21 protein-coding genes are annotated in these 26,282 nt (G+C 70.9%); 13 read left to right on the top strand and 8 right to left on the bottom strand.

All coding sequences use genetic code 11. The features are described 5' to 3' along the window. The first annotated feature begins 191 nt into the window (after nt 1–191). Nucleotides 192–542, top strand: coding sequence for a carboxymuconolactone decarboxylase family protein (locus KDM41_09480; protein MCB1183656.1), 351 nt, complete (start codon nt 192–194; stop codon nt 540–542). Continuing rightward, a complete protein-coding gene (locus KDM41_09475) occupies nt 539–952 on the top strand; it encodes a DUF3052 domain-containing protein (GenBank protein ID MCB1183655.1) in 414 nt (137 codons plus the stop codon). Before KDM41_09480 ends, KDM41_09475 begins: the two co-directional genes overlap by 4 nt. Before the next feature lie 38 nt (nt 953–990). Here the strand turns inward: KDM41_09475 and KDM41_09470 are convergent, their stop codons facing one another. From KDM41_09470 to KDM41_09460, 3 genes are all read right to left on the bottom strand, one after another. Beyond that, nucleotides 991–1,383: a hypothetical protein gene (locus KDM41_09470; protein ID MCB1183654.1), complete on the bottom strand. Its 393-nt coding sequence runs from the start codon at nt 1,381–1,383 to the stop codon at nt 991–993. Between the two features lie 161 nt (nt 1,384–1,544). Then, a complete protein-coding gene (locus KDM41_09465; protein MCB1183653.1) occupies nt 1,545–2,984 on the bottom strand; it encodes an MFS transporter in 1,440 nt (479 codons plus the stop codon). 97 nt (nt 2,985–3,081) lie between these two features. Beyond that, the gene (locus KDM41_09460) at nt 3,082–3,924 is read right to left on the bottom strand and encodes a chemotaxis protein CheW (GenBank protein ID MCB1183652.1); all 843 of its coding nucleotides are present in this window, start codon (nt 3,922–3,924) and stop codon (nt 3,082–3,084) included. Nucleotides 3,925–4,091: 167 nt separating this feature from the next. Here KDM41_09460 and KDM41_09455 point away from each other — a divergent pair, with 167 nt between their 5' ends. The 4 genes from KDM41_09455 to KDM41_09440 all read left to right on the top strand — a co-directional run bounded on the left by KDM41_09455 (nt 4,092) and on the right by KDM41_09440 (nt 11,013). Continuing rightward, on the top strand, nt 4,092–4,760 hold the full coding sequence (locus KDM41_09455; GenBank protein MCB1183651.1) for a M48 family metallopeptidase: 669 nt from the start codon (nt 4,092–4,094) through the stop codon (nt 4,758–4,760). A 127-nt stretch (nt 4,761–4,887) separates the two neighbouring features. Then, a complete protein-coding gene (locus KDM41_09450) occupies nt 4,888–8,991 on the top strand; it encodes a hypothetical protein (GenBank protein ID MCB1183650.1) in 4,104 nt (1,367 codons plus the stop codon). Between the two features lie 50 nt (nt 8,992–9,041). Beyond that, complete coding sequence (locus KDM41_09445) at nt 9,042–9,605, top strand: HDIG domain-containing protein (protein ID MCB1183649.1); 564 nt, start codon at nt 9,042–9,044, stop codon at nt 9,603–9,605. Then, the gene (locus KDM41_09440) at nt 9,589–11,013 is read left to right on the top strand and encodes an MFS transporter (GenBank protein MCB1183648.1); all 1,425 of its coding nucleotides are present in this window, start codon (nt 9,589–9,591) and stop codon (nt 11,011–11,013) included. The genes KDM41_09445 and KDM41_09440 overlap by 17 nt, the downstream gene beginning before the upstream one ends. 143 nt (nt 11,014–11,156) lie before the next feature. Here the strand turns inward: KDM41_09440 and KDM41_09435 are convergent, their stop codons facing one another. Together KDM41_09435 and serA are read right to left on the bottom strand one after the other, a co-directional pair. After that, the gene (locus KDM41_09435) at nt 11,157–11,720 is read right to left on the bottom strand and encodes a hypothetical protein (GenBank protein MCB1183647.1); all 564 of its coding nucleotides are present in this window, start codon (nt 11,718–11,720) and stop codon (nt 11,157–11,159) included. A gap of 109 nt (nt 11,721–11,829) precedes the next feature. Further along, entirely contained in the window at nt 11,830–13,059 is a 1,230-nt protein-coding gene (gene serA / locus KDM41_09430; GenBank protein MCB1183646.1) for a phosphoglycerate dehydrogenase, read from the bottom strand. 198 nt (nt 13,060–13,257) lie between these two features. On the opposite strand from serA, the gene KDM41_09425 reads away from it, so the two are divergent. From KDM41_09425 to amrS, 4 genes are read left to right on the top strand one after another with little or no spacing between them, the layout of a single operon-like run. Next, nucleotides 13,258–14,235 (top strand): nitronate monooxygenase, encoded by a 978-nt coding sequence (locus KDM41_09425; protein MCB1183645.1) that lies wholly within the window; start codon nt 13,258–13,260, stop codon nt 14,233–14,235. Then, nucleotides 14,232–15,803 carry an MFS transporter gene (locus KDM41_09420; GenBank protein MCB1183644.1) on the top strand — a complete coding sequence of 524 codons (1,572 nt, stop codon included), beginning with the start codon at nt 14,232–14,234 and terminating at the stop codon, nt 15,801–15,803. Before KDM41_09425 ends, KDM41_09420 begins: the two co-directional genes overlap by 4 nt. Nucleotides 15,804–15,812: 9 nt before the next feature. Continuing rightward, nucleotides 15,813–16,904 (top strand): DUF1730 domain-containing protein, encoded by a 1,092-nt coding sequence (locus KDM41_09415; GenBank protein ID MCB1183643.1) that lies wholly within the window; start codon nt 15,813–15,815, stop codon nt 16,902–16,904. After that, complete coding sequence (gene amrS / locus KDM41_09410; GenBank protein ID MCB1183642.1) at nt 16,901–17,923, top strand: AmmeMemoRadiSam system radical SAM enzyme; 1,023 nt, start codon at nt 16,901–16,903, stop codon at nt 17,921–17,923. The genes KDM41_09415 and amrS overlap by 4 nt, the downstream gene beginning before the upstream one ends. 14 nt (nt 17,924–17,937) lie before the next feature. Here amrS and queF read toward each other — a convergent pair whose 3' ends face one another. Together queF and KDM41_09400 are read right to left on the bottom strand one after the other, a co-directional pair. Further along, entirely contained in the window at nt 17,938–18,309 is a 372-nt protein-coding gene (gene queF, locus KDM41_09405; GenBank protein MCB1183641.1) for an NADPH-dependent 7-cyano-7-deazaguanine reductase QueF, read from the bottom strand. Nucleotides 18,310–18,482: 173 nt separating this feature from the next. Continuing rightward, nucleotides 18,483–21,689, bottom strand: coding sequence for a S8 family serine peptidase (locus KDM41_09400; protein MCB1183640.1), 3,207 nt, complete (start codon nt 21,687–21,689; stop codon nt 18,483–18,485). A gap of 255 nt (nt 21,690–21,944) precedes the next feature. Here KDM41_09400 and KDM41_09395 point away from each other — a divergent pair, with 255 nt between their 5' ends. The 3 genes from KDM41_09395 to KDM41_09385 are packed head-to-tail and all read left to right on the top strand — an operon-like array spanning nt 21,945 to nt 25,035. After that, entirely contained in the window at nt 21,945–23,129 is a 1,185-nt protein-coding gene (locus tag KDM41_09395) for a DUF3524 domain-containing protein (protein ID MCB1183639.1), read from the top strand. Beyond that, a complete protein-coding gene (locus tag KDM41_09390; protein ID MCB1183638.1) occupies nt 23,126–23,992 on the top strand; it encodes an HAD-IA family hydrolase in 867 nt (288 codons plus the stop codon). The genes KDM41_09395 and KDM41_09390 overlap by 4 nt, the downstream gene beginning before the upstream one ends. Beyond that, complete coding sequence (locus KDM41_09385; protein ID MCB1183637.1) at nt 23,989–25,035, top strand: alpha/beta fold hydrolase; 1,047 nt, start codon at nt 23,989–23,991, stop codon at nt 25,033–25,035. Before KDM41_09390 ends, KDM41_09385 begins: the two co-directional genes overlap by 4 nt. A gap of 8 nt (nt 25,036–25,043) precedes the next feature. Here the strand turns inward: KDM41_09385 and KDM41_09380 are convergent, their stop codons facing one another. Next, the gene (locus KDM41_09380; protein ID MCB1183636.1) at nt 25,044–25,832 is read right to left on the bottom strand and encodes a hypothetical protein; all 789 of its coding nucleotides are present in this window, start codon (nt 25,830–25,832) and stop codon (nt 25,044–25,046) included. Nucleotides 25,833–26,282: the final 450 nt, after the last annotated feature.

Here is a 26,282-nt window from a genome sequence, read left to right as displayed (position 1 = left end):
TCACGCCGGAAGACGTCATTCCCCTCGGCGCCGAGGACTTCATCGAAGTCTGAGGCGCTCCCCGTGCAGACCCCTTGGCCGGTCCCGTCCGGGCGTGCTAACCTGCGCACGTACCCGGCGGGACCCGGCCGCGGGGAGACCGGTCCCGCGGGGCCGCGCCGACACCGGGCCCCCGAACCAGGAGTCCCGGGATGAGCTCACGTCTGGAGTCCTTCCGCGCCTACCGCGAGAAGATGAACGAGAAGATCCTCGCCGACGCCACCCTGACCACGAAGCGCTTCTTCAACCTCGACACCCGCTGCTACGAGGACGGGGCGCTCGACGCGCGCACGAAGGAGATCGCCGGTCTGAGCGCCTCGCTCGTGCTCCGCTGCGACGACTGCATCGCCTACCACGTGATCCGCTGCTGCGAGCTGGGCGTCACGAAGGCCGAGATCCTCGAGGTCTTCGACGTGGGCCTGATCGTGGGCGGTTCCATCGTGATCCCGCACCTGCGCCGGGCCCACGAACTGCTGGGCGAGCTGCTCGGGGAAGAGGCTTGAGCGCCGGCTACTCGGGCACGCCGCTGAACCGCAAGCTCGGCCTGGGGCCCGGCCTGCGCCTGCGCGTGGTGAACGCCCCGGACCACTACGCCGACCTGGTGGCGCCGCTGCCCGAGGGCGTCGTTTTCGCCACGCGGATCTCGCCGACCGTGGGCCTGGTGCACCACTTCACCACCAGCCACACCGAACTGGCCGGGGCGCTGGCGCGCTACCGCGCGAAGCTCGCGCCGGACGCCGTGGTGTGGGTGTCGTGGCCGAAGAAGTCGTCGGGCGTGGCGTCGACCGTGACCGAGGACATCATCCGGCGCCTGGCCCTGCCGCTGGGCTTCGTCGACGTGAAGGTGTGCGCGGTGGACGCGGTCTGGTCGGGCCTGAAGCTGGTGGTGCGCAAGGAACTGCGCGGGGCCTGAGGACGGCGCCCGCGCGGGTCCGACCGGCGTCGCGCCGGCTACTGTCGTCGTGCCGTCCACACGGCGAGGAAGTCGCGGCCGAGGGAGTGTGTGGTGCCGCGCAGCACGTCGCCGTCGAGGACGGCACTCGTGTTGTAGGCGCCGGAGCCGTCGCCGGTCACGAAGGCCAGGTGCAGGGCGCCCCAGTCGGTGTTGATCCGGCCCTCGCCTATCTCCGTCCCGTAGAACGAACCGGCCAGGGTGTCGGCGCCGGCGGCGGTCACCACGAAGGTCTGGAAGTAGGGCTCGGCGTCGGGGGTGGGGCGCAGGTCGACCTGCCAGGTGCCGACCAGGACGGACGGATCGGGGGCCTCGGCGGCGGGGGCGTTCGACGCGGCGGCAACCAGGGCCAGCAGGGCGACCAGGAGCCGGAGCGGGACGGGACGGGTCATGGCGATCTCCCTCGTAGGGCGTGGCGGTGCGGGCGGATCCGGAAAACAGGATCATAGATATCCGCTATGGCCGGGTCAATCGTCGCGTGCCGTGTCCGCGGACCGAAAAACGAAGGCCTCCCCGCCGGGGGAGGCCTTCGTCCAGGTGCGGACGGTGCGGATCAGGCGCCCTCGCCCTGCGCCGCCACCGTCGGCGTCATCCGGCCGTAGATGATCAGCGCCACGGCCGACACCAGGGCGATCGCCACGAAGACGAACCACAGGTAGTGGGCGTGGGCGTAGGCCTCGGGCATGGGGCCCCGGCCCTCGAGCGAGGCCAGGCGCTGGGCCTGGTCGGCGGCCGAGAGCAGCTTCGGGTCGGGCACGAACTTCTCGAGCAGGAAGCCCGAGGTCACGAAGCCCAGCAGCGACGAGATGAACGAGTGCAGGTGGCTGAAGCCGAGGTACAGCCCCTCTTCGCCCTTGGGCGCCTGCAGGGAGAAGTACTCCAGGTAGCGCGGCGAGATGAAGCACTCGGCGAAGCCCTGGAAGGCGATGCCGACGATCATCATGGCCACGATCGCATTGAAGCCGAAGATCTCCGCGCCGTGGAACATGTTCCCGGCGGCCATGCAGAGCGCCGAGACGGGCATGATGAACATGCCCACCGTCATGGACGTCAGCGCGGTGCGCCTGGCGAACCACCGCGTCACCAGGTTCACGGTCGTGAAGACGACCAGCGGGTTCACGTTGGCGATCCACGACGGCGACTGGCCCTCGCCGGCCATGCGCAGCACGTACTTGGGCATCGACGCGTAGAGCTGGTGCTGCACCATCCAGAAGCCGGTGATGATGAGGATGAGCACCACCAGGCGGCCGCGGCTGAGCACCGCGAGCAGGGCGCGCCACAGCTCGGCCATGGTCTTGCCCTCGCCGGCGGTGGAGCGGTTGCGGTAGAAGAGGAAGACCATGACGAAGGCCAGCAGGGTCATGCCCGCCGCGAAGAGGTTCAGCACCACGAGGCCCTCGTCGCCCATGCTGTGGCGCAGGGGCTTGACGATGGTCTTCCCGCTGAAGGCGCCCACGTTCACCATGGCGTAGAAGATGGAGTAGCCCCGGGCGCGGTTGGCCTCGGTGGTCTCCTTGGCCACGGTGCCGGTGATGACCGACTTGATGAACGACCCGCCCACCATGACGACCAGCATGATCGGGATGAAGAGCCACTTGTAGGACGTGGCCTCGAGCCCGGTGAAGGTGACGGTCTCGCCGTAGGTGGCCAGTCCGGCCGACTGCAGCATGGTGGGCAGCACCCACATGCCGCCGTAGCCGACGGTCAGCAGGCCGAAGGCGAGCAGCAGGGCGTTGCGGAAGCCGATGCGGTCGGCGTAGGCGCCGCTGAAGGTGGGCAGGAAGTAGAGCCCCGCCGAGAGCACGCCGCTGACGGTGGCCGCCTCGACGTCGCTGTAGCCGAGCACGCGGCTCAGGTACAGGGTGATGACGACGAAGACGCCGTACCACGCCGCGCGCTCGAAGAGCTCGACGACGTTGGCGATCCAGAAGGCGCGGGTGAACTTGTCCTGGCCGGGCCCGTGGGCGGGGGTGGCCGTCGTGGGAGCGGTCATGCGGTCTCTCCAGGTCGGTGGGGGAGGGTTCGGGTATCGAACCGGGCAATCCTACCATCCTGGGGGCGGGGGCGCCACGAAAACCGGGCTGCGCCCGCTACGGGGACACCGGCGCCAGATCCCGCAGCCGGCACAGCAGGGCCGGATCCAGCAGCTGCACCACCACGTCCGATTCGGGGCGTCGCCCCATGGCGATGACCGGATCGGGCATGGTCCCCACGGGTGACGCCACGGGGTTGGGCATGAGTGCGTCGTCGTCGAAGATCTCCACGGCCTCGACCGCATCGACGGTCACGCCGTAGGCGTAGCGGCCGGCCTCGAGCACGAGCACCGTTTCGCGCACCTCTTCCCGGTAGGCCTTGCGCGCCGCGGCGAAGAGCTCGATCATGCGCGCCAGTTCCTTGTTGCGGGTCGTTTCGATGATCTCCGCGGATCGGGCGAAGTCGCCGGCGGTGACGGCTTCCGCCACGGCGTGGGCCACGGCGTGGATCTTGCGGTGGGGCCGGTCGAAGCGGCGCACGATGTTGCGCATGGTGGCGTTGTCGGTGGCGAAGTTGTCGTACCACTTGCCGAAGGCGCAGGCGTGGGGGTCGGTGGTCAGCTTGAAGGGGCGTTCCTCCCGCACCGACGCCTCCAGCTCGGCGAGCCAGTTGCGGTGGTCCTGCTCGCGGGCGGCCAGCATGTTGGAGAACCCCTCCAGGTCGGCCAGGGTCGAGGTCATGCCCAGGCGCAGCCGCAGGTCGATCAGGGGCAGGGCCTGGCCGCGCAGCTTGATGAGTCCGCGCACGAAGTCGGGCGCCCGGGGCACCGGCGTCACCGCCGGGATCTCGAGCATGGTCCGCACCGACGCCGCCGAGACGCCGTAGATCGTGTCCACGAGGCGGAACGTGACGTGGGGAATGGTGTCGTCCCCGAGGTGGTCGAGATCCTTGTCGAACATCTGGCGGGCTCCTGGTCGCTGCGCTAGAATCCGGGGCGCGGGAGGATCCCCCGCCTCTCAGCCCTCATGTGATCGGGCCTGTAAGGGAAAACTCTAGAAAGACGGAGCTCCCCCTGGAAAGCCGGCCGGAAACCACCCTCGTCAACGGACGCCCCCTGCGCTACCGCGTGCGCCGCAGCCGCCGCGCCCGCCACGCCCGCGTGCAGGTGTGCGCGCGCGAGGGTGTGGTCGTGGTGCTGCCGTGGCGGGCCGGGACGAAGATCCTGCCCGAGCTGCTGGCCGACTGGGGCGAGTGGATGGACGCCCAGGCCGAGAAGCTGGGGGTGCGGCTGGGCCCGCAGGTGCGCGAGTACGGCACGGGCAGCACCCTGGCGATCCGGGGCGAGCCCTGCCTGATCGAGGTGCGCGAGGCGGGCCGGCGCCGCACGTCGCGGGTCGAGCGCGTGGGGGACACGCTCGTCATGCACCTGGTGCCGCGCGACGTCTTCGCCACCCGGCCGGTGCTCGAGAAGTACCTGCGCCAGGTGGCCCGCACCGATCTGGTGGCCCGCACCGCGTACTGGGCCGACCGCCTCGGCCTACATCCGCAGAAGGTGATCGTCGGCGAGCGCACCACGCGCTGGGGCAGCTGCTCCCGGCGGGGCACGCTGAGCTTCTGCTGGCGGCTGATCCTGGCGCCGCCCCACGTGATCGACGCGGTGGTGGCCCACGAGCTGTGCCACCTGCGGCACCTGAACCACGGCAAGGGCTTCTACGCCCTGCTCGACAAGGCCTGCCCGTGGCACCGGGAGGCCGATGCGTGGCTGCGGACGCACCACGACGAACTGAACTTCTGATCCGCCATGTCCGGGTGCGGCGCGCCCGGGGTGATTGACCGACCCGGATCCCGACCCTTATACTGAAGTCGCGGAATCACTTGCTGATAATCGTCTCCATATCGCAATTGCCGGCGGGAGGTTGCCCTTGCTCACCCGGCTGATGTCTCGTCGTTTGGCCTGCGCCCTGGTCTTCCTGGCCGTGCTTCTGACGTTCGCACCTGTCATGGCGCAGGACTGCGAGGATTGGCGGGACGGACCTGTCTGGTCGGCGCACACGCCTGATGTCCGGGGGCAGGTCGCCGTCTTCGGACCGGCGGGTCACCTCCTGGTCGGGGACGGTGCACGGTTGCTCGTCATCGAACTGCCGACGGATGCCGCGCCTGGCGTCCTGGCCTCGCTCGCGATGCCGGCAACCATCGAACACATCTTCGTCCTCGAAGGGCTCGTCTACGCGGCGTGCGAAGGTGGATATCTGGTCGGCATCGATGTCGGCGATCCCACCGTGCCGACCGTGGTTCGCGGGCCGGCCGTGGTCGGTCGCGTCGATCAGATGGGGTCGCTTCAGAACGGCTTCCTCGTGATCTTCGACGGGAGAGATGACCAAATCGGAGTGATCGAAACCGATCCCGGACGGCCATTGGCGGTCGTGAGGTCGTTCCCGTTTCCGCAGAACTTCAGCGATGTCCAGCAAGCCGCTTCCGGGGACGAACGCCTCTACCTGGCGGGCAACAACTACTTCGAGTACAACGTGACGACATATGAGTTCGATGGCGTCAACGCCCCGGTGCATTTGTCCGACTGGACTCTCGGCGAGGAATTCGATTTCACTAGCAGTCCGACATTCGGCTCTCTCGTCGTCTCGGACGGGCTGCTCGTCGCCAGCCTGCAGGTCTACAGCAGCAATCTGGATGTCCCATTCATTACAAATAGGACTGTGCGGGCCCCACTGGCCGCCAATGGAGAACCGGACGCCCCCGGTTCCACCTCCGCGAACAAGTTCTGGTATCAGCTGGGAATGGCTAATGGTCGTCTCTTCGATGCAGCGACCGGCGCGCTCATCGACCCGTTGACGTTGGATCTGCTGGCTACGGTTGCCGTGCCGGGACATCGGGCCATCGGTTCTGAGCGGATCGTCGGAGTTGGCGATTCCGGACTCGCCGTCGTCGACATCGGGAGTGGGCGTTACCCGATGGCGGTCTGGCGCGGAGCGGAGACGAACACCGGGTCCAGCACCGGGTCGGCCACCTGTCGCCTGGAGACGGACTACTCGGAAGTCTACTACGAACTGGGTTGGACATACTCCCTGCTCGACATCACCGATCTGTCGGTTCCGCGCGCGATCGTGTCGGAAACGGTCCCCCGGACAGACACGCAATTCACCGAGCCTCGACTCGTGGGCGTCACGGACGATGTGGCTGCCGTCGGGCTGCCCGGCAGCTACCAGGAGCAGCGAGTGCGCCTCGTGCGGTTGGCCGACGGGGTGACTCTCGCCGAAGTGGACGCGTCGCGGGGGCAGGCGTTTCTGCGCGGGAACAGGCTGTGGTGCATCGATCCCGCCACCGAAGAGCTGTCGTGCCATGTGTTCGATCTTGCCGGTGCCTTGACGTCGAGCGCGCCGGTCTCCATCCCGGCCGGCGGCGTGCTCACTGGAACTCCGGCCGGTGCGGCCGTGCTCATCACCGAGGCGGAGATCCTGTCCTACACCTGCGATGAAATCGACGCGCAGCAAGTCGTGCGGCCGTCCGGCCGATACCCTCTGTCCGATCCGGTGAGCAGCCATGCCTGGTTCGGCAATCTGCTGTTCCTGCCGCACCGGGACTCGAGCCGGGTCGAGGCGGTGGACATGGGTGATCCGGCCGCCCCACGATTCATGGCGTGGCTCGACCTCGGTTCCGGGGAGGTCGCATCGGTTCAGGTGGACGGAGACTGGGCCGCCGTCGTCTCCACGGCGGGCCAGACGCGGTTCGTTCGCCTGGACGATCGCGGCTTCGGAACGCCGAGTGGCGCTCTCCCCTTCGCGAGCGAAGGGATCATGGCCGCCGGCGACCTGGTCTACGTCAAGGCCGGGACGTCGACCTACCTGTGCGATCCGGCCGGATCGCCCGGGCCCGTGATCCTGGGTCAGAGCTGGGCAGGCCCGGGGGACCTGGCCGCCCGCTCCGACGCGGTCGTCGCCGGCAACGTCGCGTCGCGCCCGGACTGCGAATCACTCGTCCCGAATGGCCCGCTCCCGTGGCGGATCAGCGTCACCAATGGCGATGGCTCGCGTCTCGAGTGCGTTCCCCCCGGGGGGCAGATCGCCGTGACCTTCTACGGATCGGCATTCTGGCCCGCGGCGGACATTGACCCCGCGAGCGTTCGTGCCGGACCCGGGAGTGCGACCTCAGTGGCGCCGGCCGACCCGGCCTGGGCGCCGGGATCGGACCATCTGGACGGCGACGACTACCCCGACCTCCGCCTCTGGTTCGACGCCGGCTCCATGGGCCTGGCCTGCGACGCCACGCACCTGGCGGCGACCGGCCTCCTCCGCGACGGCCGGGCCATCGCCGCTGCGACCCGCCTGGTCGTGCCAGCTGGCCAACTCGAGGCGCGGGTCGATCTGATCCCCGACGACGACGCCAACCGCATGTTGTGCCAGGACCTCGACGCGTCGGTGCCCGTCGTCGTGTACGGTTCGCCGACCGTGGAACCGACCACTTTGCCGCCGCACCTGGTGCGCCTGGCCGGTACCCCTTCCGGGGCTGCCCCGCCCGACGACCAGGATTTCGACGGCGATGGTTGGGGGGACCGGCGCTTCTGGTTCCCGACCGCGGAGATCGCGTCATCCTGCGACACCGATTCGCTGCTGTTCAGCGGTGAGACGACCTCGGGGTTCGTCGTCCGGTCGCTGCAGCCGGTCACGTGGTTCCCGGACTCGATGGCCGTCAGGCTCGACCTGATCCCCGCCGACGCCGGCAACACGGTGTTCTGCACGCGCGAGGACCACGCGCTGCCCCTGGCGGTCTACGGGGAGGACCGACTCGATGTCATGGCGATCGACTTCGACGCCGTCCGGATGGCGTCCGCCGGCGCGCTCGAGTTCGTCGACGGGCGGTCAGTCGTGGCCGACATCGCCGACATCGACGGCGACGGCCGGCTGGATCGCCGCTTCTGGTTCCGGACCGGTGACGTGCCCGTCGCGTGCGACGCCGACATCCTGCCCTTCAGCGGCGAGGCCGAGATCGGGCGGTGGATCGGCGGCGAGGTCCCGGTGACGATCCGGGCGGACATCGTGGACACCCCGCTGGAACTGCTGGCCCGGTCGGCGGAGAACTACATCGCATGCGATCCCGCCACCGGCCGCCTCGACGTGACGGTCTACTCGACACCGGAGTACGACATGACGGCCCTGATCGGTGACGAGGCGACTCTCGGGCTGGCCGCGGCCCTGCCCCCGCAGCCGGGTGACGACACCTGGCGCGACTTCGACGGGGACGGACGGGTGGACCGCCGCTACTGGTTCGAGGCGGGAGCGACCGGCCTGGAGTGCGGCGGCACCGAGCTGGTGTTCCGGGCCGTGATCGGTGACGGACGGTGGGTCTCGCGGAGCTTCGCGGTCGTGGCGGCGGCGCGTCGGGCCGATGTCCGGCTCGACCTGCAGCCCGACGACCCGGCCAACGAGGTCGCCTGCGACGATGACGACGGCGAGGTGTTCGTGCTCGTCTACGGGGCCGATGGGTTCGCCGCCGCGTACCCGGTCCCGGGATCGATCCGGCTCGGTGCGGCGGGTCCGGTCTCGCCGGAGGTGCTCCCGGGCGATACGGCGGATTTCGACGGCGACGGGTTCACGGACAGGCGCTTCCGGTTCCGCTTCGGCGACACGGGCCTCGCATGTGGTGATTCCGAGGTTGTCTTCGAGGGGCAGACTGTCGATCATGAGTTCTTCAGCGAGACCCTGGTCGTCCGGACCGTGGCCGGGTCCGGCGACCTGCCGACCCGCTGGCGGGCCGCCCTGGGTCCGAACCCGTTCAATGCGGGTACGTCGATCCGGCTCGACGTGGAACGTTCGCGCCACGTGGAGATCGTGGTTTACGACCTGCGCGGGCGGGCCGTCCGCCACATCTTCGAGGGAACCGTGTCGCCTGGGCGCCATGACATCCCCTGGGACGGCCGCTCCGATCGGGGCCGCGCGTTGGCGTCGGGCGCCTACTTCTTCCGGATCGGAACCGACGGGATGGGAGAGATCCTCAAGGGCGTCCTCGTCAAGTAGATCGACCCGATCGCATCAGCCGGCAGCACACAGCACTGGAGAATGAAGCCATGTCCGACCTCTACGCCCCCGAGGCCACCTACGCCCTGCTGCACGAGTTCACGCAGACGGACAGCCTGCGCCGGCACGCCTACGCCGTGCAGGCGTCCATGGCCGCCGCGGCCCAACGCACGGGCAACGACGAACGGTACTGGTCGGCGGTGGGCCTGCTGCACGACTTCGACTACGAGATGTACCCCGAGCCACCCGACCACCCCCTCAAGGGCGCCGAGATCCTGCGCGCCCGCGGCTACCCCGATGAGTTCGTGCGCACCATCCTCAGCCATGCCACCTACACCGGCGTGCCGCGCGAGAACGACTGCGCCCGCTGGCTTTTCGCCGTGGACGAGCTGAGCGGGTTCTGCATGGCGTGCGCCATGGTCCAGCCCGACCGCCGGATCGCCCAGGTGCAGGTCAAGTCGGTGCGCAAGAAGCTCAAGAAGAAGGATTTCGCCGCCAAGGTGAACCGCGGGGAGATCGCCGAGGGGGCCGCCGACCTCGGCCTCGACCAGGACGAGCTGATCGCCCACGTTCTCGCGGCCCTCGCGCCGGTGGCCGATGAGATCGGACTCTAGCGCTCCGGTGGCCGGCGACCCCGGCTTCACGCCCGCGGCCCTGCGGCGCGCCCTGCGCCTGTCCCTCGCCGACGGCGTGGCCTGGGCCCTCATGGTGGGCCTGGCCGAGACCTACTACATCGCCATCGCCGTCTATCTCGGCGCCACGCCCCTGCAACTCGGCCTGACGGTCGCGCTGCCCCTGGCCTTCGGCGGCGTGGGGCCTCTCGGGACCCTGGCCCTGCTGCGGGTGGGCGGGCGGCGGCGCCCGGTGGCCGTGGCCGGGGTCATCGTGCAGGTGGCCACTTTGCTCCTGCTGGCCTACCGGCTGGCCCAGGGGCGTCTGGCGGTGGCCGAGCTCATCGGGGCCATCTGCCTGTACCAGGCGGCGGGGCAGGCGGCGGGGACGGCCTGGTCGTCGTGGTACGGCGACATGGTGCCGGCCGCCACGCGGGGCACCTGGTTCAGCCGACGCAACCGGCTGGTCTACGCAGCCACCTGCGTGGGGCTCGTGACGGGGGGCCTGCTGATGCACCGTCTGGCGCCGGGCGGCACCGGCGCCGCGGGCAGCGCCGGCGCCTTCGCCCTGCTGCTGGGCATCGCGGCGGTGGCCCGGGCCGTGTCGGGCCTGCTTCTGGCCGCGGCACCCGAACCGAACTTCTCGGGCCTGCTCCCGCGCCGGCGGGCCTGGCAAGCGGCGGGCACGCGCCGCGGCGGCACCGCCCTGCGCATCCTCGGCCTCGCCGCGGTCTTCCACTTCACGGTGTACTGGGCCTCGCCCTACTTCTCGCCCTTCATGCTCACCGACCTCGGCTTCACCTACCTGCAGTACATGGCCGTGGCCCTGTCGGTGATCGTGGTCAAGGCCTTGGTGGGGCCCACCTGGGGGCTGGCCGCCGACCGCAGCGGGCCGCGGCGCGTCTTCCTGGGCAGCATGTTCGTGATCGCGATCGTCCCGCTGCCGTGGGTGTGGGCCCACGGGATCCCGCTGGTGGTGCTGGGGCAGGTGCTCAGCGGCGCGGCGTGGTCCGGCTTCGAGGTGGGGTACCTGACGCTCATCCTGGAGAACAGCCGCAGCCGCGAACGGCCCTACCTGTTCGCCCTGCAGAGCCTGGGCAACGGCTGGATGCAGCTCTCCGGCGTCATGGTCGCCTCGCTGGTGATCCTGCCCCTGGTGGGCGGCTACCGCGAGGTGTTCGCCGTCAGCGCCGTGGGCCGCATGCTGGTGGTGCTGGCGGCGCCCTTCGTCCTGGCCGGACTGGTGTCGGGCCGACGGGCCCTGCGCGAGGCCGTCACGCTGCGGGTCTTCGGGCTGCGCGCCCACGGCGGCTTCGCGGTGCGGCCGGTGCTGGGGCCCGAGACCGACGGCGACGCCGACGCCGACGAGAGCGACGGCGACGACGCCCCCGCCCCCGATCCGATGATCTGATGCGCCGTGGCCGGGAGGCCGGTCGCGGTCCACGTTAGCGCCAACGAAGCGCGGGCGATCTCCGGGATGGGGCCGGAGTCTCGCCCGCGCGATGTTCCCGCCCGACTCTCGCCAGGTCGACCGGGAACGGATGCGGCGGTCCGCTAGTCGTCCAGGAACCAGTCCAGCTCCCGCAGGGCCGGGATGTCGCGCTGCAGGTCCTCGGCCATGTCCACGACCTTGTCGGCCTGGTCCTCGATGCGGTCGGCGAACTCCTCGATCTTCTCGATCCGCTCCTCGAAATCGGCCGCCAGGGCCTCGGTGTCCGCGTCCAGTTCGGTGTCGTCGTCGTCGCCGCCGAGGGCGCGCAGGGCCTCGGCCACGTGCATCGCCGCGTAGGCCGTGCTGGCGGCGGCGATGTCCCCGGCGTCGTCGCCGATCTCGTCGGCCATCTTCTCCAGCTTCACGGTCTCGCGGTGGAAGCGCACCAGGGCGGCGCGCTGGTCGGCGTCGACGTCGATGTCGCGGCCGTTCACCTCGAGATCGCCGTCGGCGGTGATGACGACCTTCTCGTCGCGTCCGATGCGGTCGCGGGTGATGACGACGCGGCCGTCGTCCAGGTCGAGGGAGGTGTCCTCGGAGAAGCCGACGCCGTGATGGCGTTCGTGGGCCGAGGCGGTCAGCGGCAGGGCCGCCAGCAGGATGGACACGAGCAGGATCTTCTTCATGGCGCACTCCCGGCAGGGGGTCGAACAGGGGGACACCGGGAATGACGGCCGCCGGGGCCGAAGGGTTGCAGGAAAAACCCGGGGCCGGGAGGAGTTTTTCAACAGCCTGCTAGAACAGCACCCGGCAGCGCAGGGTGCCCTCGATGTCGCGCAGTTCCTGCAGGGCGGCCTCGCTCGAGGCCGCGTCGCAGTCGACCACCACGTAGCCGAGACGGTCGCGGGTCTGCAGGTACTGGGCGGACACGTTGATGCCGCCGGCCGAGAAGACGCCGTTGATGCGGCTGAGGATGCCCGGCACGTTGCGGTGCACGTGCAGCAGGCGGTGGGCGCCGGGGTGCCCGGGCAGGGCCACCTCGGGAAAGTTCACCGAGGCGGTGGTGGTGCCGTTGTCCGAGTACATGACCAGCTTGCGCGCCACCTCGCCGCCGATGTTGGCCTGGGCCTCGACGGTCGAACCGCCGATGTGGGGCGTGAGCAGGGCGTTGTCCAGGCCCCGCAGGGGGCTGGTGAACTCGTCGCCGGGGCTGCGGGGCTCGGCGGGGAAGACGTCCACCGCCGCGCCGGCCAGGTGGCCGCCCCGCAGGGCGTCGGCCAGGGCGTCGAGATCGACGACGGTGCCGCGCGACGCGTTCAGCAGCACCGCGCCCGGCCGCATGCGCGCCAGCTCGGCGGCGCCGATCAGGCCCCGCGTCTCCGGCGTGTCCGGCACGTGCAGGGTGACGACGTCGGACGTGGCGAGCACCGCGTCGAGGTTGGAAAGAGCCAGCGCATTGCCCAGGGGCAGCTTGGGCTCGATGTCGTGGTAGACCACGTGCATGCCCAGGGCCTCGGCCAGTACGCTCACCTGGGAACCGATGGCCCCGTAGCCGACGATGCCGAGGGTCTTGCCCCGGCTCTCGTGGGCGTCGCGGGCGCTCTTCAGCCAGGCGCCCCGGTGGCAGCCGACGTTGCGCGCCGGCACGCCGCGCAGCAGCAGGATCGCCTCGGCCACCACCAGTTCGGCCACCGAGCGGGTGTTCGAGAAGGGGGCGTTGAAGACGGCGACGCCGTGGTCGGAGGCCGCGGCGAGGTCGACCTGGTCGGTGCCGATGCAGAAGCAGCCCACCGCCACCAGGCGCGGCGAGGCCTCGATGACGCGCCGCGTGACGCGGGTGCGGGAGCGGATGCCGAGGAAGCGGGCGTCGGCCAGGCGGGCGATGAGCTCGTCCTCGGGCAGGGCCTCGGGCAGGCAGGTCACCTGGTCGTAGCCGGCCGCGGCGAGTTCGGCCACCGCCGACTCGTGCACGTTCTCGAGCAGCAGGAAACCGATGCGGTTCTTGTCCAGGGAGGTGCGGGCCATGGCGTTCCTCGCGGTGCGGCGGGCGGCGGTGGGCCTCCCGCCCGGCGGTGGACGGCCGCGGAGAGCGGCGGCTGGCGGCCAATATACCACAGTCGGCGGCCGGGCCAACCCCGTTGCGTTGGCGGTCCCCCCGGGCCGTGGTACACTGGGGAGAACCCCGCAACGCACCGTTTCCCTCGCCAGGAAGGCCGTCCCGCCATGACCACCTCCTTCGCCGGCAACCGCGTCACCGCCCTGCTCGGCATCGACGTGCCCGTCATCCAGGGCGGCATGGTGTACAACAGCGGGGCCAAGCTCGCCGCCGCGGTGAGCAACGCCGGCGGCCTGGGGCTCGTCGGCGCCGGCAGCATGCGGCCCGACCTCTTCCGCGACCAGCTCCGCAAGGCCCGCACCCTCACCGACCGGCCCTTCGGCGTGAACATCCCGCTGCTCTATCCCCACAGCCCCGAGTGCGCGACCATCGCCCTCGAGGAGGGCATCCGCATCTTCTTCACCTCGGCCGGATCGCCGAAGAAGGTGGCCCCGCTGCTCAAGGAGGCCGGCTGCACCCTGGTGCACGTGGTGGCCAACCCGACCCTGGCGCGCAAGTGCGAGGACGCGGGCTGCGACGCCGTCGTGTGCGAGGGCTTCGAGGCCGGCGGCCACAACGGGCGCGAGGAGATCACGACCATGGTGCTGGTGCCGGAATGCGTGGCGGCCGTCGACATCCCCGTCATCGCCGCCGGCGGCATCGCCACCGGCGCCCAGATGGCGGCCGCCCTGGCCCTCGGGGCCGAGGGCGTGCAGATCGGCTCGCGCTTCGCCATGAGCGTCGAGTCGTCGGGCCACGACGCCTTCAAGCAGGCGGTGGTCGCCGCCGACGCCGGCGCCACCCACCTGGTGCTCAAGGCCCACGTGCCGGTGCGCCTGCTGCAGAACGCCTTCCGCGACCGCATCATGGCGATGGAGGCCCGCGGCGCCAGCCGCGAGGAACTCGAGGCCGAGCTGGGCCAGGGCCGGGCGCGGCGGGGCATGCTCGAGGGCGACCTGGACGAGGGCGAGCTCGAGATCGGGCAGGTCTCGGGCCTCATCGACGAGATCCTGCCGGTGGCCGCGATCATGGCCCGCCTGCGTTCCGACTACGCCGACACCGTGGCCCGCCTCGCCGGCCGGCCCGCAACCGGGAGCACCACGTGACCGACACGCCGCACGCCGCAGGGGGCGGGACCTCCGTCTGGAAGTCCTTCCCCGGCTCGTTCTGGGCCGCCAACGTCATGGAGATCTTCGAGCGCATGGGCTGGTACGGCTTCTACGCCGTCAGCTCGCTCTACCTGACCGGCGCCGTCGCCGACGGCGGTCTCGGCCTCAGCAGCGAGGACCGGGGCGTCATCCAGGGGCTGGCCACCTTCTTCCTGTACCTCTTCCCGGCCGTCTTCGGGGCCCTGGCCGACCGCTACGGCTTCAAGCGCATGTTCCTGGCCTCGTGCTGCGTCATGGCGCCGGGCTACCTGCTGCTCGGCATCCCCCAGGGCTTCTGGGGCTTCCTCGCCGTGTACTTCCTGGTCGCCGTGGGGCACGGCATGTTCAAGCCCGTCGTCATCTCGACGGTGACCAAGAGCACGACGAAGGAAACCAGCAGCATGGGCTTCGGCATCTTCTACATGATGGTCAACATCGGCGGGTTCCTGGGCCCCATCGTGGCCGGCATCGTGCGCGGCTGGGACTGGCAGTTCGTCTTCTGGTGCTCGGCGGGCTGGATCGTGCTGATGGGGGTCGTGGCCCTGCTCTTCTACAAGGAGCCCGAGCGCGACGCGGCCGCCGAGGCCCGGCGCTCCCTGGGCGACGTCTTCGCGGGCATGATCGGCGTCGTGGGCAACGGGCGCTTCTTCCTGCTCGTGGCCGGCCTGCTCTTCCTGCTGGTGATGGGCTCGAAGTGGCTTTCGCCGGGCCAATACCTGCCGGCGGCCGGCGTGTGGCTCGTGCTGAACTTCGGCTGGGACGCCCTGGTGCGCGGCACCCGCGGCGGGCGCGACGGCGGTCTCTGGCTGGCGCAGCCCATGCGGGTGGGCGAGGGGCGCTACCTGGTCTTCCTCGTGCTGATGGCCTTCTTCTGGACCAGCTTCAACCAGATCTTCATGACCCTGCCCGAGTACATCCGCGACTACGCCGACACCAGCGACCTGATCCGCAGCCTCGGCCCCGTCGCCGGCTGGATCACCGGCGTAGCCGGGACCCTCGGCCTGGACACCAGCCAGTGGGGCCGGGCCGTCCTGGAGAACGGGCAGGTCAAGCCCGAGCACCTGATCAACCTGAACGCCTTCGGCATCATCGTCGGCCAGGTGGCCATCGCCTACCTGGTGCGCCGCCTCGCGCCCCTGACCTGCATCATCCTGGGCAGCTTCATCACCGTGATCAGCTTCCTGCTCTACCTCATCGGCCAGGGCGGCTGGGTCATCGTCATCGCGGTGCTGGTCTTCTCGGTGGGCGAGATGCTCGCGAGCCCGCGCTCGAAGGAGTACGCCGGCCAGATCGCGCCGCCCGACAAGGTGGGCATGTACATGGGCTACTTCTACTGGTGCGTCGCCCTGGGCAACCTCTTCGGCGGCCTGCTGAGCGGCGGCCTGTACGCCCACTTCGGCCCCGCCGAGCGCGGCGGCGTCGACAACACGGGCGTGATGTGGGTCATCTTCGCCGGGCTGGCCATGGTCTCGGTGGTGCTGCTCTCGGTGTACGACCGCTGGATCAAGGCGCATCCCCAGGAGTAGGGACGAGTCATGCCCGACGCGCGCGACTTCGCACCGGTGACCGTGACCAGGGAGGACCTGGCCGAGCACCTGTCGCGCCTGTGCCCCGGCAACCGCATCGACCTCGCGGGGGCGGTGGCCCTGCCCTGCGAGCAGCCGCACCGGGCGCGCTGGCGCCGCTGGCTCGAGGCCGGCCACCACGCCGATCTGGACTACGTGACCCGCGACCCCGCGCGGCGCGAGGACCCGACCCTGGCCAACCCCTGGGCCCGCACGCTGCTCGTCTTCGGCCAGCGCTACACCGACGGCTGGCCTGCGGCGCCGGACCTCATGCAGGCCCAGGCGCCCTGGACCGAGCGCGTGGCCCGCTACGCCCGCGGCCGCGACTACCACGACGTGCTGCTGGGCGACATCCGGCAGGTGCTGCGCGGGCTGGAAAAGGCCCTGCCGGGCCTGGCCGCCTTCCCGTCCACCGATACCGGACCCTACCTCGAGCGCGAATACGCCTGGCTGGCGGGGTTGGGCTTCCTGGGCCGCAATTCGTGCCTGATCCACGAGAAGCTGGGCTCGGGGCTGTTTCTGGGCGTGGCCCTGACCAACCTCGCCGTGCCCGACCTCGGCCCGGCCGACGCGCCCCAGGCCGAACCCCTGTACCACCTCGTGCGCCGCCGCCGGCGCGAACCGCTGCGCACCCTCGCCAGCCACTGCGGTTCGTGCACGGCCTGCCTGGAGGCCTGCCCCACCGGCGCCCTGTCCCTCGACGGCGGGCTCGACGCGCGCGCCTGCATCTCGACCTGGACCATCGAATGGCGGGGCGGCACGCCGCCGGATCGGCGCCGGGAGCAGGGCGGCCTGCTCTTCGGATGCGACCTCTGCCAGAGCGTTTGCCCCTGGAACGCGCGGGCGGCGGAGCGGAAGTTCCCGTCGGCCCTGCGGGACGAGTACCGGACCCTGCCCGCCCACGCCGAACTCGACCTGGCCGACCTGGCGGCGATCACCGACGACGAGTTCCGGCGCCGCTTCCGCCGCACGCCCCTGTGGCGGGCCCATCCGGACGGGCTGCGGCGCAACGCCGCGGTGGTGCGCGAGAACCTCGCCGCCGCGGGGGAGGACGAGACATGAGCGCCCCGACCCCGGTCCGGGCCACCTGGTGGCGCGCCCTGCCCAACGGCCAGGCCGCCTGCGACCTGTGCCCCATCGGCTGCCGCCTGCGTCCGGGGCAGGAGGGCCCCTGCGCCACCCGCGCCAACCGCGACGGCCGCATGGTGCCGCTGCACTACGGTCGCGTGGTGAGCGGCGGGGTCGATCCCATCGAGAAGAAGCCGCTCTACCACTTCCATCCGGGCCGGTCGATCCTGTCGGTGGCGGCGCCGGGCTGCAACCTGCACTGCCTGTTCTGCCAGAACTGGTCCATCAGCCAGGACGGCACGGCCCGCACCAGCGCCGCCACGCCCGACGACCTGGTGCGCCTGGCCCGCGACGAGGGCTCGGTGGGCATCGCCTACACCTACAGCGAGCCCCTGGTGTGGTACGAGTTCGTGCGCGACACGGCCATCGCCGTGCACGAAGCGGGGCTGCGGAACGTGCTGGTGACCAACGGGTTCCTCAATCCGGCGCCGCTCGCCGGGTTGCTGCCCTGGATCGACGCCGCCAACATCGACCTCAAGAGCATGGACGACGCCTTCTACCGCAAGGTGTGCAAGGCACGGCTCGGGCCGGTGCTCGCGGCGATCCGGCAGTTCCACGCGGCGGGCGTGCACATCGAGCTGACCAACCTCGTCATTCCCGGCCACAACGACTCCGACGACGAGCTGCGCCGCCTGGTCGACTTCGTGGCCGACCTCGACCCGGCCATTCCGCTGCACTTCTCGGGCTATCATCCGGCCTGGCGGATGGACGCGCCGCCGACGCCGCGCGAGACCCTGCTGCGGGCGCGGGAGATCGCGTCCGAACGGCTCGACTGGGTGTACGTGGGGAACGTGGCGACGGTGGCGGGCCGGGACTCGCTCTGCCCGGGTTGCGGGGCGTTGCTGGTGGAGCGCCGCGGCTTCCACGGCGTGAGCCGTCTGGCGGCCGGTCCGGACGGACCCGCCTGCCCCGATTGCGGGCGCGGGGTGCCCTTCACGGTCGACGGCGCGTGATCGATGCCGCCCGCCTAGGCGGAGTCCCAGTCCTCGTCCACGTGGCTGGCCGTCACGTAGGTCGTGATCCCGCCCCGCACGAACCACTCGCCGCGCACCTCCATCAGGCGCGGGCGGGTCGCCGCCACGAGATCGTCGAGGATGCGGTTGGTGACGGCCTCGTGGAAGGCCCCCTCGTCGCGATAGCTCCACAGGTACAGCTTCAGCGACTTCAGCTCGACGCACGTCTCGTTGGGCACGTAGGTGATGCGGAACTTGGCGAAGTCCGGCTGGCCCGTGAGCGGGCACAGGCAGGTGAACTCGGGGCAGTCGAACTCGATCTCGTAGTCCCGGTCGGGGTTGGGGTTGGGAAAGGTCTCGAGATCCTTCGTCGGCTTCGTCGCCATCATCCATCCTCCTGGTCACTGGTGTCCCATGCGTACGGCGCTAGTATTTAGGGCCCCTGACACATCGGGTCAAGGGAGGGTTCCGGCCCCGTCACACACTGCGACCCCGAACCTTTCGCCGCCGCGCAGCGGCAAGGGGTTCGGGGTCGCCGTGTGTGACGGGGCCGGCAGTCCTACTTGACCAGGGCCACGCGGCCCACGGAGCGGTCCGCCCCGGAGCGCACGAGGTAGAAGTACACGCCGGCCGAGACGGCGCGGCCGTCGTCGTCGTCGCCGGTCCAGGTGACCTCGTGCACGTCGGCAGGCAGGCGCCCGTCGACCAGCGTGCGCACGTGGCGTCCGGCCACGTCGAAGATCTCGACGCGGGTCTGGGCGGCCGTGGGCAGGCTGAAGCGGATCGTGGTGCGGGGGTTGAACGGGTTCGGGAAGGCCCGCTCGACCCGGAACAACGCGGGCACCGCGCCGCCCTCGTCGGGCACCGGATTGCCGCCGCAGCTGCCGGCGGCGAAGGCGCCGATCAGGCCGCAGCCGCCGCTGTTGGCCGCCGCGCAGCCGCTCTCCGGCGCGATGACGTAGCCGAAGCCCGTGGCGTCGTCGAAGGCGTCCTTGTCCGCGGGGCCGGGCAGCCCGACCACGCCGTTGCAGAACAGGGGGTCCTCCGCGATGTTGCCGTTGGTGCCGGTCGGATCGGGCTGGCCCGAGTAGCCGGCGTTGTCGTTGCCGAAGACGTCGTTGCACGACAGCACCGACGGGGCCGACAGCAGGGCCATGCCGTTGCCGTAGGTGGCGCCGCCGGTGTTGAAGGCCGAGATGTTGTTGCTGACCGCGGGCGCCGAGGCGTTCACGTAGAGCCCCGCGCCGCCGGTGAGCGAGCTGTTGTACGCGATCGTGTTGCCCGTGACCTCGCCGGCCAGGTTGCCGTCGAAGGCGATGCCGCCGCCCCAGAACTGGCCCGTGTTGTTGGCGACCAGACTGTTGGTGACGCTGGCGCTGGTGTTGGCGTTCAGCTCCATGCCGCCGCCCACCATGCCGAAGTTGTCGATGCAGGTCAGGCTGTCGAGGGCGACCGTCGCCGCGGTGGCGAAGATGCCGCCGCCGTGCATGAAGGTGCTCGTGGCCGTCTTGGCGTTGTCGCTCACCTGCACGCGGCGGGCCGTCAGGGCGCCGCCGTTGACGTAGATGCCGCCGCCGTTGTCCTTGGCGGTGTTGCCGCTGACCTCGCCGCCGGTCATGTCGAGGGTCGAGGCGCCGCCCAGGAAGATGCCGCCGCCGTTGACCAGGTCGAGGTGCCCGGAGATGCGGGTGTCGACCAGCACCGGGTCCGAGCCGACGGCGTGCAGGCCGCCGCCGTTGGGCGGGTAGGTCAGGTTCGAGGTGATGACGACGTTGTCCTCGATCACGCAGCCGGTGAAGGTCGGCGTGCTGTTGTTCATGAACACGCCGCCGCCGTAGATGCCCGTGTTGCCGTGGATGTGCACGTTCTCGAGCACCGGCGAGGCGTTGTTCATGGCGAGGCCGCCGCCGCAGCCGAGCTGGCTCGCGTCGCCGACCGAGTTGCCCGTCAGCTCGATGTTGCGCAGGGTCGGCGAGGTGCCGTTCAGCATCACGCCGCCGCCGTACTTGGCCGAGTAGGGGATGCCCGAGAACGTCTGGCCGCCGCCGCCGGAGATGACGAAGCCGTCGATGACCGTGCCGTTGCCCACCGTGCCGGTGAAGCGCAGGCCCGACGAGTTGGCCGGGGCGTTGATGGGCGTCGGGTTGTTGATCGGGTCGCGCGTGGTGAAGTCGCTGCTGTAGCCGCCGAGGACCTGCAGGTCCTTGCCGAGGATCTCCAGCGTCCCGGTGATGGTGGCCGAGGCCGCGATGGCGATCTCGTCGCCCGCCTTGGCGCCGTTGATGGCGTCGAAGAGGGTGGGGAACTCCTGCGGGTAGCGGTGCTGGGCATCGCCCAGGGCCGCCAGCAGGTTCACCCGGCCGGCGCCCAGCTTGCCGGCATAGCTCGGGTTGACGCCGTCGATGTCGTCGGCGCTGGCGTAGAGGATCTGCGTCACCTGGGTCGCCGTCAGGGACGGGTTGGCCGACCAGATGAGGGCCGCCGCGCCGCACACGATGGGCGACGAGAAGCTCGTGCCCTGGGTCGTCGAGTAGGTGTGCGTGTCGAGGGTGGCGTTGTAGGTCGTCGTGTAGATGCCCGTGCCCGGGGCCGAGAGCTCGACCCAGGTGCCGTAGTTGGAGAACGAGGCCCTGCCGTCGCTCGGATCGGTGGCGGCCACGGCGATGACGCCGGGATAGGTCGACAGGTAGGAGGGGTCGAGCTCGGAGTCGTCGTTGCCGGCGGCCGTCACCATGAGCACGCCCTCGCTGATGGCGGTGCCCACCGCGAAGCTGATCGAACTCGACGAACCCCACGAGCAGTTGATGATGTCGGCGCCGTTGGCCACGGCGTACAGGATGCCCTGGGCGACCCAGTCCATGCGCACGACGCCCTGGCTGGTGCCGGCGGGCAGGTAGCCCACGCGCGCGGCCATGAGCTTCACGCCCGGGGCGGCGCCGGCGACGCCGAGGCCGTTGTTGGTGATGGCGCCCACGGTGCCGGCGCAGTTGGTGCCGTGGCTCTCGTAGTCGGAGGGGTCGTTGTCCGGGGTCGTCACGTCCTCGTCGGGCCAGCCGTTGCTGGCGGCGGTGTTCACGAAGTCCCAGCCGCGGATGTCGTCGATCTTGCCGTTGGCGTCGTCGTCGACGCCGGGGGTGCCGTAGTACTCGGTCCAGTTGGTCCACACGGCGCCGTTCACCTTGTCGGGGTGCGGGCCGCCGAGGTCGGGGTGGTTCCAGTCGAGGCCGGAATCGAGGATGCAGACCACGATGTTCGAGTCGCCGAGCGCGTGGCTCCAGCCGCCCACGGCGCGGATGTCGCCGCCGCCCAGGTTCATGTTGCGCAGGAACCACTGGGAGCCGAGGCCCGGGTCGTCGGGCAGGAACGCGTCGTACATCTTGCAGATGTCGACCAGGTGCACTTCCTCGACCTCGGGCAGGCGCTCGTAGGCGGCCTTGACGTCGTGGCGGTCGAAGCGGGCGTCGAAGTCGATGGCCCAGACCCGGTCGGCGATGTCGGCGGCGGCCTTGTCGAGCTTGTTGGCCAGGCCGCCGTAGAGCGGCTCCATGTCGCGCACGGCGTACTTCTCGGCCAGGGTGTCGAGGGCGGGCACGCCGACGCGGGGGGCCCCGGCCGACTTGTCGAGATTCAGGGTCACGCCGGGCTTGACGGTGACGAGCACGCGGTCGGGCACCTGGCCGACGACCGAGGAGTTCTCGTAGTCCTGCGCCACGGCGCCGGTGGCCAGCACGGACGCCAGCACGGCCGCGATGATGAGCTTCTGCATGGAAGGCTTCCTCTCCAGGGAAGTTGAGCGTGTGGCGCGGGCCCCGTCGCAGGTGGGGGCGTGCCGCGGGGCAGGGCGATGCCGCCGGGCACGTCGGCGCAACTCCTCCTGTCGCGCCCGGAACGAGGGCCGGTTTCGCGCATGGGCGAATTCTCTTAGCTCAAAGAGCGAAATGAATTATAAAGTACGGGCCGGAACGGATCAATAGGCCGCCCGCGCCGCCCGGGCTGCGGCCTTCTCAAAAGGCTGGAAAACTTGCAGATACGGAATGTGCTCTTCCTCGAGGCCTACGACGGCGGGTCCCACCGGGCGTTCCGCCGGGGGCTCGTCGGGCACTCCGGCCACCGGATCCGCAGCCTGACCCTGCCCGGACGCTTCTGGAAATGGCGCATGCGCGGGGCCGCCGTCTGGTTCGCCGACCTGCTCAACGCCGAACCGGCGCCCGACGCCCCCGACCTGATCTTCGCCTCCGGCATGCTGAATCTGGCCGACCTGCGCGGGCTGCTGGCCGCCCCGCGCGACCGCACCCCGATCCTGCTCTACATGCACGAGAACCAGCTCACCTACCCGCTGAGCCCGGAGGAGGAGTTCGACTACCACTTCGGCTTCACGAGCATCCTGTCGGCCCTGGCCGCCGACCACGTCGTGTTCAACTCGGACTGGCACCGCGAGGTGTTCCTGGCGGCCATTCCGGCCTTCGTCAACCGCATGCCCGAGCACGTGCCGCGGCGTCTGGCCGAACGTCTGGCCGCCCGCAGCAGCGTGCTCGGCGTGGGACTCGACCGCGCACCCCTGCCCGACGACCACTTCGCCCGCTACCGCGGCGGCGCCAGTGCGCCCGACGCCGGCCCCGGTTGGCCGCGGGGCGAGCGGCCGCTGATCGTCTGGAACCACCGCTGGGAATTCGACAAGCGGCCCGACCTGTTCGCCGCCGCGGTCGTGCGGCTGCTCGGGCGGGGCCTGGACTTCGACGTGGCCCTGCTGGGCGAGTCGCGGCAGCAGGAGGAGGTGTTCGCTCCCCTGCGCGAGCGCCTCGGTCGGCGCTGCGTGGCTTTCGGCCACTGCGAGAGCCGGGCCGAGTACGACGCCTGGCTCGCCCGCGGCGACATCGTGGTCAGCTGCGCGGCCCAGGAGTACTTCGGCATCGCCGTGGCCGAGGCGGTGCATGCGGGCTGCTACCCGGTGCTGCCGCGCGACCAGGTGTACCCGTCGCTGTACGGCAGCCGCTGCCGGGGCCGCCACTTCTACACGGGCGAGGACGAGCTCGTGGCCCTGCTCGCCGACCTCGTGGCCGGCGACGCCTGCGGCCACGTGTGCTCCCTCGACGCCGACATGGACGCCTTCTGCTGGCCGCGGCTGGCGCCCCGCTTCGACACCCTCATCGAGGCGACGGCGGCCGCGGGCCGGCTGCCGCTGCCGCCGCCGGAGGCGACGCCATGAAACGACCGGGCCCCGTGGCGGGCTACCTGCTGGACGTCGAGGGCGTCCTCGTGCGCGACAAACGCTACCGCGCCGTGCCGGGTGCCGTGGCCTGGCTCGAGGCCGTCACGGCCGCCGGGGTGCCCTGGCTCCTGGTGAGCAACAACACCACCCACCCGCCGGACGATCTGGCCCGCGACCTCGCCGCGGCCGGCTTCCCGGTCACGGTCGATCGTGTGGTGGGCGCCCTCGACCTGGGCCGCCGCTGGCTGGCCGAGCGGGGCCGGCGCCGGATCCTCTGGCTCGGCACGCCGACCCTGGCCGGCTGGTGGGAGGACGCCGGATTCGACCTCGGCGGCCGCGGGCGCTGCGAGGCGGTGGTGCTGGGGGCGAACACGCAGCTGGCCGTGGCCGACCTGGATCGGGCCCTGCGCGCCCTGATCGACGACGGGGCCGACCTGGTCTGCCTGCACCGCAATCCGTTCTTCCTGGACGGCGCGGGCGAGCGCCGGCTGGGCCCCGGTGCGTGGGCCGCGGCCCTCGAGGCGGCGGCGCATCCCGGCCATGTGATTACGGTGGGCAAGCCCGCCGAAAAGATCTACCATGACGCGATCAAAAGGATTGGCGTGCCCCCGGCCGAACTCCTATTTATTTCCGACGATCCGGTGAACGATCTGGCGACGGCCGGCAAACTGGGCATGGGCACGGTCTTCGTGCTGTCGGGCAAGCATCCGGACCACGGCGTCCTGGCGCAGCTGCCCGAGGACGATTGGCCCGACATCATCTGCGGCAGCCTGGCCGACGTGGCCGGGCCGGGCGCGCCCCCCGCCGCGGCGGGCGGCGACGCCGACGCGACACCTCCGGTTCCCGAGGACGAATCTTGAGCAACGACGGCAACAGCAAGCAGGGCGGCGGACGGCGCCGCGGCGGCGGTGGCGGCGGGCAGGGGCGGCGACGCACCTCCGGCTCCCGCCGCAACACGCGTTCGGCGCAGGGTCCGGCCCCGAGCCCGCGCGGGCGCACCACGGCGCGCATGGCCCCGGGTGCGGCTCCGAGCCAGCCGCCGCGTCCGGCGGCGCAGCCCGAGAAGGCCAAGAAGCCTTCGCCCATCACCCAGAACCTGACGCTCACCGCGTGGGACCTGGCCCGCACGCGCACCGGCAGCCCCGACACGCCGCGCGGCCACGTCATGACCCTCCGCACGCAGCAGCGCCTGATCGCGTCGTTCGAGCGCGAGCGCGACATCCCCGATCCGGACCGCAGCTTCCTGCGGGCCCAGGAGAAGACGAGCGGCTCGGTGCTGATGATCCACGGCGTGAGCACGGGTCCGGGCGACCTGCGCGAGCTGGCGAACTACCTCTACGACAACGGCTACAACGTGTACGTGCTGCGCCTGCCCGACTACGGCACGCCGGGCCACACGATCAGCGAGGTGAGCTGGGAATCGGCCCTGAACCAGACCCGTCAGTGCTTCGACCTGCTCGCCCGCGGCGGCGGCAAGGTGCACGTGGTGGGCATGGGCTTCGGCGCCGCCCTCGCCCTGCATCTCTCGCGCGAGGTCCAGCCGGCCAGCCTGGTGCTGCTTTCGCCGGCCATCATGCCCAAGGCCACGCTGGCGCAGCGCCTCTTCGTGCGGCTGCGCCTGCACCACTACAAGTTCATGCACCGTTTCGTGGGCTGGAACGCCGGGCTCATGGAGGGCATGGACCGCGCCCGCAGCAACGTGGCGAAGCTGCGCGTGCCCATCTACGGCGTGCAGTGCGAGGACGACGACCTGGCCTCGCCCGCGAGCCTGCGCTTCCTGCAGCGCAAGTCGCGCCACAAGGCGTCGCGCTTCCAGGTCTTCCCCACCGGGGGGCACGCCATCCTGGCCGAACACGGCCCGCGGGTCCTCTTCAAGGAGATCCTGAACTTCTGCAACGGCTGAGGCGCGCCTCAGTCCAGGTCGAGACGAACCCCGAGCCGGGTCGCCATGTCCCTGAGGCGGGACGCGGTGCCGGGCCCGGGGTTTTCGCGATGTTGCCCCCACAGATCCAGCAGCGCATCGAGGGCGGCGGGCGGCGGCGGGGCCTGCAGCAGGTCGGCCACGGCGGCGGCGTCGGCGGTGGCGGCGGCGGGCACGAGCCGGTCGAGGTCGGCTGCGTCCAGGCGCGCCCCGAGGCCGAGGCGGCGGGTCTCGGTGGCCGCCAGAACGTGCACGTAGTCGTCGAAACGGGCAGCCAGCTTGTCGAGGACGGCCACGGCCGCCCGGTTCTCCAGGCCGCGGCCCCGCAGCAGGTTGGCGGCCACCTCGTAGCACGCGGCGCCGGCCGCCAGATCCCGGGAGCGGTTCTCTGCGGCGGTGCAGGCGGCGAGGACCGGGCGACGGCGGAGCCCGTCGCCGCGGTCGCACAGGCCCAGATGCAGCAGGCGGTGGTCGGCGTTGGCCCGGTACCACGCGGCCCGCTCCCGGCGCGACCAGGTCTTCGGCGGCGGCGCGAGAAGCGGTCCGGCCCCCCAGGCCACCCGCGGGTCGTGGTCGCCGGCGAGGAAGCGGGCGAGCAGGGCCGCGAGGTAGACGTTCACGTCCTCGTCGGGCCCGGCGCCGTTGGTGGGGAACATGGAGCCGCGGCGGGCCTCGAGCAGGCTTTCGCAGAGGTGGTAGCCGAAGGGGCGATCGGGCCCCGGCGCGGTGTCCAGGGTGCGACAGCGGGGCGTCGGGGTGGGGCAGAGCGTGCGGGGCATGGGCGGACTCCTTTCCTCGTGCCCGACCCCAGCACTTGCCGTGCCGGATCCGGCACCGTCGGTGAATCGATCAACTCCATGTCCGGCAAATACTTGATCGGCGATGGGGCCTGCGCGGCGGCTGCCGGCCGGCGGGGGCGGCCGGAATCCGGCCAGACCCCGGCGCGACCCCGCCGCCGGCCGGGGATATTTGGGCTTTGGTTTCCTTTCCCGGGGCCGATGAGAGGGGTGACTTGCGCCCGGGCCGTCGCCCGGACCGGGCCTGAGCTTGCCGCTCCAAGGACGAATGGAAAGGATCCCGGGATGAGCGAGAAAGATCGTTTGGACTGGAACGACGAGGCCGATTTCGACTCCCTGGCCGACGAGCCGATCGAGGGTTTCGCCGACTTCGATGATATGGACGACTTCGCCGACGCCGACGGGGACGCTCCGCCGGCCGACGCCGACGCC

The organism is bacterium (assembly GCA_020440705.1).
Taxonomy (GTDB): domain Bacteria; phylum Krumholzibacteriota; class Krumholzibacteriia; order LZORAL124-64-63; family LZORAL124-64-63; genus JAGRNP01.
This window is presented reverse-complemented; position numbering and strand designations above follow the sequence as displayed.